Here is a 15,088-nt window from a genome sequence, read left to right on the forward strand (position 1 = left end):
GAAGCCGCCCCACGTGCCACCCGAAGGCCGCGGCCGGGGCAGCCTCGCGATCATCGTGGGTCGGCGAGGACACACCACGACGACGGCCCGCCCCTCGCGAGAGGGACGGGCCGTCGTGCGGCGGATGCGGCGCGTCGCCGCATCCGGTTACTTCAGGTCGAAGCGGTCGAGCTCGGTGACCTTCACCCAGGCACGGGCGAAGTCGCGCACGAACTTCTCCGCGGCGTCATCGCTGGCATACACCTCGGCGAGGGCGCGCAGCTCCGAGTTGGACGCGAACAGCAGGTCGACGCGCGTTCCCACGCCCACCGGCTCGCCGGAGCCGTCCTTCGTGCCGGAGAACGCCTGCGAGCCCGGGTCGAGCGGCTTCCAGGTGTTGCCGAGCTCGAGCAGGTTGACGAAGAAGTCGTTCGTCAGCACGCCCTTGCGGTCGGTGAACACGCCGTAGTCCGAGTCGTCCCAGTTCGCACCGAGGACGCGGAGGCCACCGACGAGCACGGTCATCTCCGGCGCGCTGAGGGTCAGCAGGTTCGCCTTGTCGATGATCGAGTGCTCCTGCGGCAGCACGGCGTTGCGCGAATAGTAGTTGCGGAACCCGTCGGCCACCGGCTCCAGGTACGAGAACGACTCGACATCGGTCTGCTCCTGCGAGGCGTCGGTGCGGCCCGGACGGAACGGCAGCACGATCTCCACGCCGGCATCCTTCGCCGCCTTCTCGACCGCCGCGTTGCCCGCGAGGACGAGGAGGTCTGCCAGGGAGACCCGCTTGCCGTCGGTGCGACCTTCGTTGAACGCGGCCTGCACTCCCTCCAGAGCGGCGAGGACCGTGCCCAGCTGGGCCGGGTTGTTCGCCTCCCAGTCCTTCTGCGGGGCGAGACGGATGCGGGCACCGTTGATGCCACCGCGCTTGTCGCTGCCACGGAAGGTGGAGGCGGCGGCCCACGTCGTGCCGACCAGCTGCGACACCGTGAGACCGGTCTCGAGGACGGCGGCCTTCAGGGTCTCGGCGTCGGCCTCGTCGATGAGCACGTGCTCGACGGCGGGCACCGGATCCTGCCAGATGAGCTCCTCGGTGGGGACCTCGGGGCCGAGGTACCGGGCGATGGGGCCCATGTCGCGGTGGGTCAGCTTGAACCAGGCGCGGGCGAACGCGTCACCGAAAGCGATCGGGTCGTCCTTGAAGCGACGCGAGATCTTGTCGTACTCCGGGTCCATGCGCAGCGCGACGTCGCTCGTGAGCATCCGAGGCTCGCGGCGGCCGTCGGAGTGCGCGAGGGGCACCATGTCCGCGCCCATGCCGTTGATCGGACGCCACTGGTGTCCGCCGCCGGGGCTCCGCATGAGCTCCCACTCGTACGCGTACAGGATGTGGAAGAACTCGTTGTCCCACCGCGTGGGGTGGTAGGTCCAGGTGACCTCGAGGCCCGAGGTGATGGTGTCATCCCCGTGGCCGGTGCCGAAGTTATTCTTCCAGCCGAGGCCCTGACGCTCCAGGCCCGCCGCCTCGGGGTTGTCCTCGAGGTTGGTGTCGGGGGCGGCGCCGTGGGTCTTGCCGAAGGTGTGGCCACCGGCGATCAGCGCGACGGTCTCCTCGTCGTTCATGCCCATACGGCCGAAGGTCTCGCGGATGTCGCGGGCCGAGGCCAGCGGGTCCGGGTTGCCGTTGGGGCCCTCCGGGTTGACGTAGATGAGGCCCATCTGCACGGCGGCGAGGGGACGCTCGAGCTTGCGGTCGCCGGAGTAGCGCTCGTCGCCGAGCCAGGTGGTCTCGGGACCCCAGTACACGTCGTCGTCCGGCTCCCAGACGTCGGGGCGGCCGCCGCCGAAGCCGAAGGTGTTGAACCCCATCGACTCGAGCGCGACGTTGCCGGCGAGGATCATGAGGTCGGCCCAGGACAGGTTCTGGCCGTACTTCTTCTTGACCGGCCAGAGCAGGCGGCGGGCCTTGTCCAGGTTCACGTTGTCGGGCCAGCTGTTCAGCGGGGCGAAGCGCTGCATGCCCGCGCCACCGCCGCCGCGACCGTCGGTCGCGCGGTAGGTGCCGGCGCTGTGCCAGGCCATGCGGATCATGAACGGGCCGTAGTGCCCGAAGTCAGCGGGCCACCAGTCCTGCGAGGTGGTCATCACCTCTTCGATGTCCTTCTTCACCGCGGCGAGGTCGAGCGCCTCGAACGCAGCGCGGTAATCGAAGTCGTCACCGAGCGGGTTGGCGACGGCCGGGTTCTTCGCGAGGACCTTGAGGTTCAGCTGGTTGGGCCACCACACGCGGTTGGCCGAGCCCACCGTCGGGTGCGGCTGTGCACCGGTCCAGGTGGGGGCGGCGGGGCGCTCGGCGCCGCCGTGGATCACGGGGCAGGTGCCGGCCGCATCCTCATTGGACCGCGGACGGTCCTCACCATCGGCCCGCTCGTCGAACGGGGTGTCGATCGGGGTGACCGCCTGGTCGATTCCCGTCGGGTCCTCGCCGATCTCGGGGACGACGTTCTCTTTGTCAGTCATGGGGTCCTTCCATTCATGAGTGGTTCGGGTCGGAGAAGCGGAAAAGTCAGGCGGCGCCCGCGCAGTCGGCGCAAACGCCCCAGAACGTCACCTCGGCGGTATGGATGCGGTAGCCGTGCGTGTCGGACGGCTGCAGGCAGGGCGCCTCGCCGACGACGCAGTCCACGTCCTGCACCCGCCCGCATTCGCTGCACACGAGGTGGTGATGGTTGTCGTCGACCCGCATCTCGTACAGGCCGGGGTGACCTGCGGGTTCGATGCGTCGCACCAGACCCGCGTCGACGAAGTCGCCGAGTGCGTTGTACACGGACTGCATGCTGGGCGCCTCGAGGTCGTCGCGGACACGGTCGAAGACCTGGTCCGCACGCGAGTGGGGGCTCTGCCGGAGGGAGTCGTAGACGGCACGTCGCGTGGCGGTGACACGCAGGCCCGCGCCGCGGATGGCGGCATCCGCCTCGCTCGCCCCGATCGTCTCCGTCATGCCCCCGAGCCTACTCCTTATTTTGATCTAATCAAAACTAGTCCCGCGCGAGACTTCTCGTATGTCCCGTATTCGACCGCGAAGCGGGACATACGTGAAGTCTCGGCGGATGGGGAGAGACCTCAGCCGGCGACGAGCAGGGGGGTTCCGGTCTCGTCCTCGTCGAGATCGCCGGTCTCCCCCGCGCGCGCGGCCCGTCGGCCGAGTGCCAGCATGTAGGTGAGGAAGACGCCGAGGGCGGCCGCACCGAGGGCGAGCTTGACCGGCCAGGGCCAGGGCTGCGGCGTCACGAACCCCTCCACGATGCCGGAGAGGGCGAGCGCGACCGCCAGCCCGATGACGACGGTGGCGAGCGACCGGCCGGCGGCGGCGAGTGCCTCGGTCCGCGGCCGGCGGCCCGGAGCCACCCAGGCCCAGAAAATGTGGAGTCCCGCGGCCGCCGCGACGAAGACGCAGGCGAGCTCCAGCAGTCCGTGCGGCAGGATGAAGGCGAAGAACACGTCCAGCCGATCGAAGCTCGCCATGACGGCCGCGGCGGTGCCGAGTCCCACCGCGTTCTGCACGATGACGTAGACCGGCCACACCCCGGTGATCCCGAACATGATGCACTGCGCGGCGATCCATGCGTTGTTCGTCCACACCGTCCCCGCGAACACCGCGGCGGGATTCTCGCTGTAGTACGACGTGAAGCTGTCTTCGGCGTAGGCGCGAAGGTCCGCCTCGGACCCGAGCGCCGCGACCGTCGCCGGATCCCCCGCGATCCACACGCCCACCAGCGTCGCGATCCCGGTGAAGACCAGGGCGATCGCGAGGGTGGTCCACCGCAGCCGGTAAAGGGCTGCAGGCAGCTGACGCACGAAGAAGCGCGGCACACCGCGCAGTGGGTCGCGCGAGGCACCGGTCAACACGAGACGGGCACGCGAGAGCAGCAGCGACAGCTGATCGCCGGGGATGCTGCGCCCGGCGGTGGTCTTGATGTCGGCGAGGTCGGCGGCTGCCGCTCGATAGCGGCGCACGAGCTCATCCGCCTCGGGGCCGGTGCGCCGTCGCATCCGGGTGAGCTCGTCCAACCGCTCCCACTCTCCGCGGTGGGCGGCCGTGAGGGCGTCGACGTCCATGTGCTTGACTCTAGCCATGGCTCTGGACGGCGCCGAGACGACGGTCATCGCGCAGGATGAGATCCTCACCGGTGAGGCCGTCGCGCTGGACGTGCAGCCGGTCGGGTTCCTGCTGCGCGCCGTGGGCGCCGTCATCGATGTCGCGGTGTCGACGGCGATCCTCGTCCTCTTCGCGCTCGCCATGCTCTGGCTCGCCGGCAACGGGAGTGTGGATGAGGCCGTGCTCCCGATCCTCGTGATCGCGATGATCGTGGTGGTCACCGTCGTCGTGCCCACCCTGGTGGAGACGACGACGCGGGGGCGGAGCCTCGGCAAGCTCGCAGTCGGCGGCCGTGTGGTCCGGATCGACGGTGGCGCAGCGGGGTTCCGCCACGCCTTCATCCGTGCCCTCGTGGGGGTGCTGGAGATCTGGCTCACCGCCGGCGTGGTCGCCGCCCTCGTGGGAGTCTTCACGGTGCGCGGGCAGCGGCTGGGCGACCTCGTCGCCGGGACGTACGCCGAACGCACCCGTGCGGCTCGGCTCCCGGCGGTGATGCCGCAGGTGCCGCCCTCGCTCATGGGCTGGGCGGAGGTGGCCGATGTCGCCGCGCTCCCAGACCCGCTCGCCCGGCGCCTCGGTGTGTTCGTCCGGCAGGGTGAGCAGCTGGAACCGGCGGCGCGGCAGCGACTCGCCGCATCCCTGGCCGTGGAGGCGGCGCCGTTCGTGTCCCCGCTGCCGACGACCGACCCCGAGCTGTTCATCCGCGGTGTGGCCGCGGTGCGGTTCGCCCGCGAATACGCCGCGGTACAGGCGCGCGATGCCCGGGCGGCGGCTCTGGTGCGCTGACCCGGTGCGTCTCAGACCCGGTGCGTCTCAGACGCGGAGGGTCTCGTGCCGCACGATGACCCAGCCCTTCGGCACCGACAGCCGGTCGGTGTGGATCGCGCAGAGGTCGTGCGCGTGGGGGTCGGCGGCGCGGCCGAGGGGACCGATGGCGGCCATCTGGTCGCCATAGTCGTAGGTCAGGGTGGCCACGGCTTCGCGCGCACACGCCACCTTCGAGCACAGTCTCTCAGCCATCTCCCCGACCCTAACCGGGCCCGACCCGCCCGCCGCGGCGCCGCGCCGCACCCCGCCGGCCGGGACGCGTGCGCGCCTAGGATGGGCACATGATGCGGCGCAGGAGCAGGACGAGCACGCCCCCGGCGCGTCCGTCCCGTCATGGCCGCCACGGCCGCGAGGGCCGCAGTGCCGTGGTGCGTCCGCCGCTGCCGCCGCTGGAGACCCGCGTCGACCGGTTCGACCTGGCCGTGAGCAGCGCCGCAGAGTTCTTGCGGGGCGCATGGGCGGACCTGCGCGAGGTGCGCTTCGAGATCGCCGACATGCCTCCCGCCGCCGACGCGGACGGCATCCCGCGCTGGACGGTGTTCTCGGAGGAGAAGCGGATCGTGCTGTACCGGCTGCCGATCGAGCGGCTCAGCCATCTGCACCGTAACGACGAGATGCACCGCCGCATGATGATCGAGAGCTGCGTGTTCCGCGCGGCGGCGGAGTACCTCGACCGCGATCCGTGGGATCTCGGACCGGAGCGATTCCGGTTCTTCTGACCGGCGCGGCTCAGGGGTACACGGTGACGACGGATGCGGCTGCATCCGTCGGCCACACCGGTACACCGGCGAGCGCGCCCGCGCCGGCGTAGGTGACGACGGCGTGGACGACCGCGCCGGCCGACAACCGGTACCCCTCACCCGGGGTCACCGTCACCGTCGTGGAGGAGTCCGCTCCCACCGTGAGACGGACCGTGTCGCCCCCGCCCAGGGGGGTGAGCTCCACGTCCGTCGCATCCTCGCCCGCCGTGATCACGAGCGTCGGCGACGGGCCCTCCGGCACGGCGAAGGTCGCATCGCCGGAGACTTCGGGCGTCGCCGCATACCAGGCGAAGTCCGCGCCCTCGCCGAACCCCGTCGTCTGCCAGGCAGCGGCCACGACCGGGGCGTCCGCCGTGACGGTGACGACGTAGGCGCCCGCCGGGAGCCCACTGAGCCCAGCCTCGGACGGAACGCCGGCGACGAGCGGCACCTCCTGGGTGGACACCCGTGCGCCCCCCACGGCGGTGACCGCCACGGTCGCCGTCGTGTCGGCCTGCGCGGACAGCAACCGCACCCGCGTGGTGGCGCCCGCTTCGGCGGCGGCGACCGCCGTGTCGGTGACGGTGATGCCGGGGATGACGACCCGGTCGGAGGCGGCCGCGATGGCGCCGGTCTGGTCGACTCCCCCCGCCAGCAGGGTGCGGGTGAGGCTCGACTGGAGTACGGCGGACACCGGCGCGCCGGAGGCGGTGACCCGGACGACGGGCGCCTCCTCGCCGACACCGACCGCAGCCAGCGGCACGACCTTCTGCGTACCGGGTGCCACGACGATCCCGTCGGCGCCGGGCGGCGTCGCGGGGCCGCCCACGCCGTACACCGTGAGGTCGACCGTGGCCGGGACTTCACCGGGGTTGGCGAGCAGGATCACGTCGCTGCTGCCGGTGGTGGTGGCGCCGCCCACGAGCCACGACTCCAGCAGCGGGGCGCGGCACGCGGACGCCGCGAACCCGCGCAGGTCGGCGGCGTCGACCGTGGCCGACCCGGAGGCGGCGATATCGGCACGGCGGCCGTCGACCGGCTCGGCGTCGAACACCGCCGCACCGGTGTCGCCGACGACCGCCGGAGAGGTCGACAGGGTCGACGTGCTCACCTCGTCGTCGGAGACCTGTACGACGGCCTGGGGGGCGGCGAGGGCGAGCTCGGATGCGTTCGCCGGGTTACGGCCGAGGGCCAGGAGGCCCCCGGCGCAGGCGGCGACGGTGTCCGCCGCAGCGGGGGTGGCCTCGACGGCGCCGGGTCGGGTGACGAGGGTCGGCCACGGGGCCGCGACGCCGAGGGCCACGGCGAGCACCACCGCAGCGGCCACGGCCGCCCCGACGACGAGGCGCGTGCTGGTGGCCGCCCAGCTCAGGATCATCGCTCCTCCTCACGGGGGCGCGGGCCCACGATTCGCGATGTGCGGCGCGCCTGACGCCGCGACATGGCAGTCGGGACCGACAGCAGCAGCGCCATCGCGATGATGACGAGTTGGACGATGACGACCAGGTGACCCAGGCTCTGCATCGCGGCGGAGACCGAGGCGCGTTCGGAGACCTCGGCGGCAACGCGCCACAGCGCGCCCTTCGGGGTCTCACCGACGCCCTCGAGGTCGTCGCGCGCGTCGAGCGACGTCTCGGCGAGGAGCCGGAGGGCACGCGCCTGGTCGCTCTCCGCCTCGGAGCCGGCGACGACCACGAACCGCACGCCGTCGGCGGCGAGGCGGTCGACGGCGTCCTGCGACGTCGGGTTCACCAGGTCGGCGACGAGCTGGGCCAGATCCGCATCCGCTGCCGAGGGCGTGGTCCGGGTCGACAGCAGGGTCGACGGCCCGCTGAGCGTGTCGCTCCCACCCCACACCACTCGTGCGGCGACGGAACCGTCACTGCGCGGGGTGATGACGAGCGTGCCCACCGAGCTGTCCCCGCGACCCTGCGCGGCGACATAGGCGGGCAGCGTGGAGGTCGGGCCGTTCTGCAACACGGACTGGTCGCGCAGGGTCGCCGTGACGGCCGGGGCGACGGCCGCGGTGGTGCACAGCACCAGGACGACCACCGCCATACCGCGCAGGCGCCGCTGCCGCGGCAGGAACCCCGCGTCGAGAGCGATGGTCGCGGCGGCGACGACGCCGAGCCACGCGAGACTCAATGCCGCACCGGGCCAGATGGCGACGGGGTCGGCCGAGACGGAGTGCGCGACCTCGATCCCGACCACCGCGAACGCCGTGCCGAGCCCGAGGAGGGTGACCACGAGGAGGATGGCCGCAACCATCCAGCGCGGCGTGAGCAGGGACAGCAGCGCTGCCAGCAGCACCGGGACGATTAGCACCGCCGCGGTCCAGCCCGGCAGGGCGAGCTGCCACTGCGCACCGAGGTCAGCCAGCACCGCATCCCAGCCGCCGTAAGAGGTCGTCGGGAACCCGGCGGTGAGCGCGAGGCGCCCCGCCGCGTCCGCGGTCGTACCGGTCGCGACGCTCGGGCCGGGGTCGGCGAGCAGTCCCCACACGGTGCCGTTGTGGAGCTGCGCCCAGACGAGCGGGGCGAACAGCGCAATCGCGGGGACGCCGGTCCAGACGATGTGTCCGGAACCCGCGCCGCCGCGTGCGACGACGGTGAGCATCACCGCGAGTGCCCACAGCACGATGAGCGCGGGCGCGAGCGAGGGTGAGCAGGCGAGCACGCCGACGAGAAGCAGGGATGCGGCACCCGCCGCCGCCCAGGACCGGTGCGCGACCGCGCCGGCGTAGAACAACCACGGCAGCAGAAGGTGGGCGATGACAGCGGTGGGGCGCCCGTCGATGAGCGAGGCCCAGAAGGTCGGGGCGAGCGCCCACAACACGGCGGCGGTGTTGCGCAGCAGGGAGCGGCTGGTGACCCGGGTCGCGGCGAACCAGCCGCCGATGACGGCGAGCGGCGTGGCGGCGAGCCAGAGGTAGACGAGCGCGCGGGACGGCTCGAGGGGCGAGAGACTGCCGATGACCGCGACGAGGGCGGCGAACGGATCGGCGGGGCCGACCTCTGCGAGCCCGACCGCGCGGGCTCCGAATCCGGCCTGCGCCCAGAGCTGACCGAGGGTCGCCGACAGCGGGGCGAGGGCTCCCCCGCCGACCACGGGCCAGGCCAGGAGGAGCGGGAACGCGCCGAGGGAGAGGACGATGGCCGCCAGCACGATCCAGGCGGCGCCCCCGGTGAAGAACCGGAGCTCCTCACGGACGGGGCGGGATGCAGCATCCACGTCTCCATCGCTGTCGAGTCGCTGCCGCAGCTGCACCCGGCTGATGCGGAGCGGTGCGACCTGCGCCCAGGTGACGGTGCGGGTGCGGCGGATCAGGCGTCGCGACCGAGCGATCGCCCCCCAGCGCCAGAACGCGACGATGGAGGCCCCCCATTCGGGGAGGACGCGGGCGGGCTGCTTCGCAACCAGCAGTGCGGCCGCACGCCACAGGGCCAGCACGATGAGCGACAGCCAGTGTAGCGGCACCGCGGCCGCGGGGGCATAGGCGAAGCGCCGGTGCAGCTGCGCGAGACGGCTCGCATAGGCGATGCGACGGCGGCGGCGGCGGGTGGTCGGTGCGGGGAGGGCGGCAACGCCGTCGCCCGCCGTCGCGATGACGGCCGCGGGCACCACGCTCATCCGGTGGCCGGCCAGGTGTGCGCGGACGCCGAGGTCGAGGCCCTCGTCGGCGCCCTGCAGCGCGGGGTCGATGCCGTCGAGTTGCTGCCAGAGCGCTGCCCGCACGAGGAGGCCGCGCACATCGGCGCCCAGCACATCCGTGTCGACGTCGTGCTGGCCCTGGTCGAACTCGCCGTCGGAGAGACCTACGGTGCGGCCGAGCCGGGTCATCGTCACGCCCATCGAGACGATCTGGGAGCGGTCGTCCCACTCGACGAGTTTGGGAGCTGCCACCGCGACCGAGGGCGCGAGTTCGAGGGCATCGGTCAGTGCGGCCAGCGCGGTGGGTTCGGGAGCGGTGTCCTGGGCGAGCAACCACACCAGGTCGCCGTTCAGTCGCGACGAGGCCAGTCGCAGCGCGGCGGCGGCGGACGTGCCGGCGGAAGCGGTGACGACGCCTTCGGCGCCGGATGCGGCGGCGAGCTCCGTCACGGCGCGGTCGGCGCCGCACAGCACCAGGGTCAGCGAATCGACCGGGCGGCTCTGCGCCGTGAGGGCAGCGAGGGTTCGCTCCAGGTGCGCGGCGGCGGTTTTGCGACCGTCGGGACGCACGACGAGGAGGGCATGAACACGGGCGGGCATGGCGCAGTCAGCCTAGGCGGAGCGGATGCCGCGCCTCGGGCGAACGCGCCGCAAACGCCGATACACGCGTCGGCCGCGGATCAGCTGGCGCGGCGCTTGAGCTTGCGGCGCTCGCGCTCGCTCAGGCCGCCCCAGATGCCGAACCGCTCATCGTTCTGCAGCGCGTAGTCAAGGCACTCGCCGCGGACGTCGCAGGTGGTGCAGATGCGCTTGGCATCGCGGGTGGAGCCGCCCTTTTCGGGGAAGAAGGCCTCCGGGTCGGTCTGGGCACGCAGCGCGTCGCTCTGCCACGCGGGGGGGTTCGCCTCGTCGACCGGCTCGGGACGTCGAACACCCGGGACGCCAAGGAAGACGGGATCGACGAACCAATTGTCGGGAACGCCCGCACGGTAGCCTGCTCCCGTCATTTCGCTCTCCCACCTGCTCGCCGCTCGCTGATGCGCGCTGGGTAAATTACACAGGTGTCATTCGCTCGGGTCAAGTCGCACATCGTAAAGCCTCAACCGAGCGTTTAACTTTCACGGCGTGTCGACGGCGTGTCGCCTTTCGGGCGAAGGATGCGGGTCAGTGTCCGGGCAGCGCGACGAACAGGTCGCCGGTCCCCGTGACGGTCAGCTCGGCCTCGTCGGCCGACGCGAACGCCGCACGTCCGGGCGTCAGGTCGACCGCCTGACCCGAGGCTCCGGTCACGTGGAGCGCACCCGAAACGGCGAGCGCGATGGCGGGTCCGTGGAGGGGCAGAGTGCGGGCGACGCCGTCCGCGACACGCACGCGCCACAGTTCGAAGTCCGGAACATCCGGACGGAAGACGTCGATTCCGTCCGCGACGGCCTCCGGGGCGATGCGAGGCGGGTCGCTCGGACGGGTGTCGACCACGCGCAGGAGCTCGTCGACGTCGATGTGCTTCGGGGTGAGACCGCCGCGGAGGACATTGTCGCTGGCGGCCATGAGTTCCACGCCGAGTCCATCGAGGTACGCGTGCAGCACCCCCGCGGGCGCGTAGAGCGCCTCCCCGCGGGCGAGCACGACGAGGTTCATCAGCAGGGCGACCACGACACCGGGGTCCCCGGGATACGCGGTCGCGATGCGGCGAACCGCGGCGAGTTCGGCGGCGAACCCGTCCGGGTCCGTCACCGCGTCCAGCGCGGCGATGACATCGGCGACCACGGCCTGCGCATGACCGGACAGCAGCCAGGCGAGCGTGTCGCGGAGGGCGGCCGTGGCATCCGCGCCCGACAGCATCCGGTCGAGTTCCCGAACTCCGGGAGTCTGCGGCAGCAGGTCGAGCATCCGCCGCGTGGCCGCGACGTCGCGGAGCCCGGCGAGTGCCTCGAATCGCTCACTGACGGCGACGATGATCTCGGGCTTGTGGTTGGCATCGCGGTAGTTACGCTCCGGCGCGTCGCGCGGCACGCCGGCGGCGTCCTCCGCAGCGAAGCCCGCCTCGGCACGCTCTTTCGACGGGTGCACCTGGATCGACAGCGGGGATGCGGCGGCCAGGAGTTTCAGCAGGTAACTGAGCGCGCCGGCCCCCTGCGCGCCGAGCCACACGTCCAGTCGGGTGCCGTCGCCGAGCCGGGCCGGGGAACCGGGATGATCACCGAACCAGACCTCGGCTTCGGGAGACCCGGATGCCGGGCGACCCTGCAGATCGGCGATGAGCGCGGTCGAACCCCAGGCGTAGTCGCGGGGGTCGTTCTCGAGCGGGGCCAGCACACCTCCAGCCTAAAGTGCGCGCGGGATACGCTGTGGGCATCATGGCAGTGCACACGAAACATCCGGCATGGCCGGTGCCGGTCGCCCCGGAACGGGAGCGGACACGGCACCTGTTGCTCCGCGCTTGGTGCGTATTCGTGGTGTTCCTCGCCTTGACCGGCGTCGCCTGGGTGAACGCCCTCGGTGCGACCGGCGCCGGTGTCGTACTCATCGCGGGCGGACTCGTGTCGACCGCGGTCTGGATCTCGGTACGCCCGCCACTCAACGCACGACGGCTCCCCTGGTTCGTGCTGGCCTATGTGCTGTGGGCGGCGCTGTCCTTCCTCTGGTCCGCATGGCCGACGGCCACCGCGCAGACGTGGGTGCTGCTGGCGGTCTCGACCCTGCAGGGCCTGTTCGTGGCGGCGGTGCTGACCTGGCGCGAGCTCGTCAGCGCGATCGCGTCGGCGCTGAAATGGGCGCTCGGCCTGTCGCTGCTGTTCGAGGTGATCGTCTCGGTGTTCGTGCGGGGGCCTCTGCTGCCCGGCTTCCAGTTGCCGGACGGCCCGATGGACCCCATCGTGTACTGGTCGCGCAACAACCTCTTCGACGGGGGGCGCATCCAGGGGATCTACGGCAACGCGAACCTGCTGGCCGCGGTCGCGGTGCTGGCGCTGGTCGTCTTCGCCATCCGCCTCGCCGCCGGCGCACCTCGCCGCGTCCTCCTCGGCGTCTGGATGCTGCTGGCCGTGTTCCTACTCGTCCGAGCCGGGTCAGCGACCGCCTACCTCTCCGCGGTCGCGGTGGCCGTCGTCCTCGGCACGGTGCTGCTGATGCGCACCGTCCGACATGCCGGCGGGCGCACGAAGTACTACGCCCTCTACGCCGTCGTCGGCCTCGGCGCCGCCGCGGTCATCTGGTTCGGTCGCGGCGCCATCTTCACTGCGCTGGGACGCAGTGCCGACCTCACCGGGCGCGAACGCATCTGGGCGGCGGTGCTGGAGCGGGCGAGCGAGCACCCGATCATCGGATGGGGCTTCTCGACGCCCTGGCTGGCGTCCGATCCCGCCTTCGACGGCTGGATCATCGACCACGGGCAGACGGTGCAGCAGGCGCACAACATGTGGCTCGACGTGTTCCTGCAGCTCGGCGCCATCGGACTGGCGCTCATCATCGGGATCTACATCTCCTTCATCTGGCGCTCCTGGTTCTTCGCCATCGACCGGCCCCGCTGGGACCTGCGCGCCGATCGGCCGTACTCGCCGTTGACGCTGCTGCCGACGCTCGTCGCGACCCTGCTGCTCGTGCAGGGCCTTTCCGAATCGGGCCCGCTCCTGCTGTGGGGGTGGATGCTCGTGGTGGCGCTGGGAACGAAAGTCACCCAGGCACCCCTGGTCGGGGTCGGGCCGGCCGAGCACTCCGCGGCGCTCGAGCGCGGCGACGCGGTGACCACGCCATGACAGACGCCGGGCGTCCGCGTGGCTGGCAACCGGCGGTCCTCGATCTGCTGCGGTCCGCCGCGTTCGCCCGGGCGTTCTCGCTGACCGCGATCGGAGCGGCCTTCGCGGGCTTCGCGATCGAGCGACTGTCGAGCCACGTGACCTACGTCACGATCATCGCCGGCCTGTGTCTCGCCGCGGTGGCGATGCTCGTCGCCCGGCGACGGGAGCTGTCGGTGCTGCGGCTCGCCCCGACGTCGCTCCTGATCTTCCTCGCGTGGGCGCTCGTCAGCGTGTTCTGGACGCGGGACCAGCCGAAGACCCTGATCGGCTGGATCGGAACGGCCGCGTTCGCCCTCCTCGCTGTCGCGGTCGCGCACGTCCGCGACACGCTGCAGACCGCCCGCACCCTCGGCGACGTCATGCGGTGGCTGCTGTCGATCTCGCTCGGCCTGGAGATCCTCTCGGGCATCCTGTGGGACACGCCGCTCCCGCTCCTCGGCGTCCAAGGCGCGATCGCCGACTTGGGACCGGTGCAGGGCATCTTCGGCACGCGCAACGCGCTGGGCTTTGTCGCGGTGATCGCCCTCGTCACCTTCCTCGTCGAATGGCGCACCACCTCCGTGCGCCCGGGACTGTCGGTGTTCTCGGTCGTGCTCGCCGGCGTCCTCGCCGTGCTGTCCGACTCCCCGACGGTGCTGGTGATCGGCGTGGTCGTCGCCGTCGCCGCATCCGCCCTCACGCTCGTCCGGCGGGCGGAACCCGCAGGGCGTGCCGTCCTGCAGTGGACGCTGGGCGCCGCGCTCCTCCTCGCGCTCGCCGTGCTCTATGTGTCCCGCGGTGCGGTCATCGCCTTCCTCGGCGCCGGCTCGGACTTCTCCAGCCGGGCGACGCTGTGGAGCACGATCCTCGACTACGTGCGCGCCTACCCCGTGCAGGGGTGGGGGTGGTACGGCCCCTGGGCGACCACCGAGTTCCCGTTCCTCGGAATCGATGTGGCGCTGCGTCAGGACCACGCCTCTGCGCTGAACGCGTACTTCGACGTGCTGTTGCAGCTGGGATGGCTGGGACTCCTGCTGTTCGTCTTCCTCTGCGGGTTCGCCCTGGTGCGCTCCTGGCTGGATGCGAGCGAGCGCCGGGCCGTCGTCTACACCTGGACGCCGCTGGTGCTCATCACCCTCCTCGTGGACTCGATGTTCGAGAGCTTCACGCTGCATTCCTTCGGCTGGTTCATGCTCGTGCTGTGTGCCACGCGGGCGGGCCTCTCCCGCTCCTGGCGGGAACGGGTGTACGAGCGCGGACCGGTCGTGCCGGAGCTGCCGGCCAGTGGCGTTCAGGGAGGTCCTGGGTCCGCAGGGTAGGATCGGGGCGCTATGGCCGCCGCATCCGAACGTCTCGACGTGCCGACTCAGACCGAATTCGATCCCGCTTCGGCGACGATCGCCGTCGTCACCTACAACCGCTCGGCGCTGCTGACCCGGTTGCTGGCGTCGATCGAGCGAATGGATCCGAAGCCGGGCCACGTCGTCATCATCGACAACGCCTCCACCGACGACACCACCGACCTCGTCGAGTCCTATCGGGAGCGGCTCGGCACCGAGCTGGTCTACCGGCGGCTCGAGACGAACACCGGCGGATCCGGCGGATTCAGCGAGGGTATGCGCACGGCGTACGAGCTCGGCTCCACATGGATCTGGCTCATGGACGACGACGTCGAGGTGCTCCCCGACGGTCTCGCCCGCATGGGCGCGTGGGCGCCGCGGTTCAAGAGCATCCAGGGCCGCAGATACGACTTCGACGGCAGCGAGTTTTACTGGCAGTACCGGATCGCCGACCGCATGGGCATCCCGATCCCGTTCGCCCCCTCCGGATTCGATGCGTCCGGCTTCAAGGAGATGAACTCGGGCTGCTTCGAGGGCATGTTCATCCACCGCGACATCGTGCAGCAGATCGGCCTGCCGGACCCGCGCTTCTTCATCTACTGGGACGACCAGACG

Annotated in this window: 13 protein-coding genes; 5 read left to right on the forward strand and 8 right to left on the reverse strand. The window is 71.4% G+C overall.

The genetic code is table 11. The features are described from left to right. Positions 1–147: 147 nt before the first annotated feature. The 3 genes from katG to NT132_RS05670 all read right to left on the reverse strand — a co-directional run bounded on the left by katG (position 148) and on the right by NT132_RS05670 (position 4,098). A complete protein-coding gene (gene katG, locus NT132_RS05660) occupies positions 148–2,499 on the reverse strand; it encodes a catalase/peroxidase HPI (protein WP_297786106.1) in 2,352 nt (783 codons plus the stop codon). A 46-nt stretch (positions 2,500–2,545) separates the two neighbouring features. After that, on the reverse strand, positions 2,546–2,980 hold the full coding sequence (locus NT132_RS05665; RefSeq protein ID WP_297786109.1) for a Fur family transcriptional regulator: 435 nt from the start codon (positions 2,978–2,980) through the stop codon (positions 2,546–2,548). Positions 2,981–3,102: 122 nt separating this feature from the next. After that, the gene (locus tag NT132_RS05670) at positions 3,103–4,098 is read right to left on the reverse strand and encodes a stage II sporulation protein M (RefSeq protein ID WP_297786112.1); all 996 of its coding nucleotides are present in this window, start codon (positions 4,096–4,098) and stop codon (positions 3,103–3,105) included. Positions 4,099–4,114: 16 nt separating this feature from the next. Here NT132_RS05670 and NT132_RS05675 point away from each other — a divergent pair, with 16 nt between their 5' ends. Further along, positions 4,115–4,924 carry an RDD family protein gene (locus tag NT132_RS05675; RefSeq protein WP_297786115.1) on the forward strand — a complete coding sequence of 270 codons (810 nt, stop codon included), beginning with the start codon at positions 4,115–4,117 and terminating at the stop codon, positions 4,922–4,924. Positions 4,925–4,951: 27 nt separating this feature from the next. On the opposite strand, the gene NT132_RS05680 is transcribed toward NT132_RS05675, so the two are convergent. Beyond that, positions 4,952–5,158 carry a DUF3499 family protein gene (locus NT132_RS05680; protein ID WP_297786118.1) on the reverse strand — a complete coding sequence of 69 codons (207 nt, stop codon included), beginning with the start codon at positions 5,156–5,158 and terminating at the stop codon, positions 4,952–4,954. A gap of 89 nt (positions 5,159–5,247) precedes the next feature. Between NT132_RS05680 and NT132_RS05685 the strand changes: the two genes are divergently transcribed. Beyond that, on the forward strand, positions 5,248–5,685 hold the full coding sequence (locus NT132_RS05685; RefSeq protein WP_297786122.1) for a metallopeptidase family protein: 438 nt from the start codon (positions 5,248–5,250) through the stop codon (positions 5,683–5,685). 10 nt (positions 5,686–5,695) lie between these two features. On the opposite strand, the gene NT132_RS05690 is transcribed toward NT132_RS05685, so the two are convergent. The 4 genes from NT132_RS05690 to manA all read right to left on the reverse strand — a co-directional run bounded on the left by NT132_RS05690 (position 5,696) and on the right by manA (position 11,673). Then, on the reverse strand, positions 5,696–7,084 hold the full coding sequence (locus NT132_RS05690; RefSeq protein WP_297786125.1) for a DUF5719 family protein: 1,389 nt from the start codon (positions 7,082–7,084) through the stop codon (positions 5,696–5,698). Then, positions 7,081–9,957 carry a glycosyltransferase gene (locus NT132_RS05695; protein ID WP_297786129.1) on the reverse strand — a complete coding sequence of 959 codons (2,877 nt, stop codon included), beginning with the start codon at positions 9,955–9,957 and terminating at the stop codon, positions 7,081–7,083. The genes NT132_RS05690 and NT132_RS05695 overlap by 4 nt, the downstream gene beginning before the upstream one ends. Before the next feature lie 80 nt (positions 9,958–10,037). Next, on the reverse strand, positions 10,038–10,364 hold the full coding sequence (locus NT132_RS05700) for a WhiB family transcriptional regulator (RefSeq protein ID WP_297786132.1): 327 nt from the start codon (positions 10,362–10,364) through the stop codon (positions 10,038–10,040). Positions 10,365–10,521: 157 nt separating this feature from the next. Beyond that, the gene (gene manA / locus NT132_RS05705; RefSeq protein ID WP_297786137.1) at positions 10,522–11,673 is read right to left on the reverse strand and encodes a mannose-6-phosphate isomerase, class I; all 1,152 of its coding nucleotides are present in this window, start codon (positions 11,671–11,673) and stop codon (positions 10,522–10,524) included. Positions 11,674–11,714: 41 nt separating this feature from the next. Between manA and NT132_RS05710 the strand changes: the two genes are divergently transcribed. From NT132_RS05710 to NT132_RS05720, 3 genes are all read left to right on the forward strand, one after another. Further along, entirely contained in the window at positions 11,715–13,112 is a 1,398-nt protein-coding gene (locus tag NT132_RS05710) for an O-antigen ligase family protein (protein ID WP_297786141.1), read from the forward strand. Further along, a complete protein-coding gene (locus tag NT132_RS05715) occupies positions 13,109–14,452 on the forward strand; it encodes an O-antigen ligase family protein (protein ID WP_297786143.1) in 1,344 nt (447 codons plus the stop codon). The genes NT132_RS05710 and NT132_RS05715 overlap by 4 nt, the downstream gene beginning before the upstream one ends. A gap of 12 nt (positions 14,453–14,464) precedes the next feature. Further along, the coding region (locus NT132_RS05720; protein ID WP_297786144.1) for a glycosyltransferase at positions 14,465–15,088 on the forward strand (624 nt) is incomplete at its 3' end.

The sequence above is a fragment of the Microbacterium sp. genome, assembly GCF_026393345.1.
GTDB lineage: Bacteria > Actinomycetota > Actinomycetes > Actinomycetales > Microbacteriaceae > Microbacterium.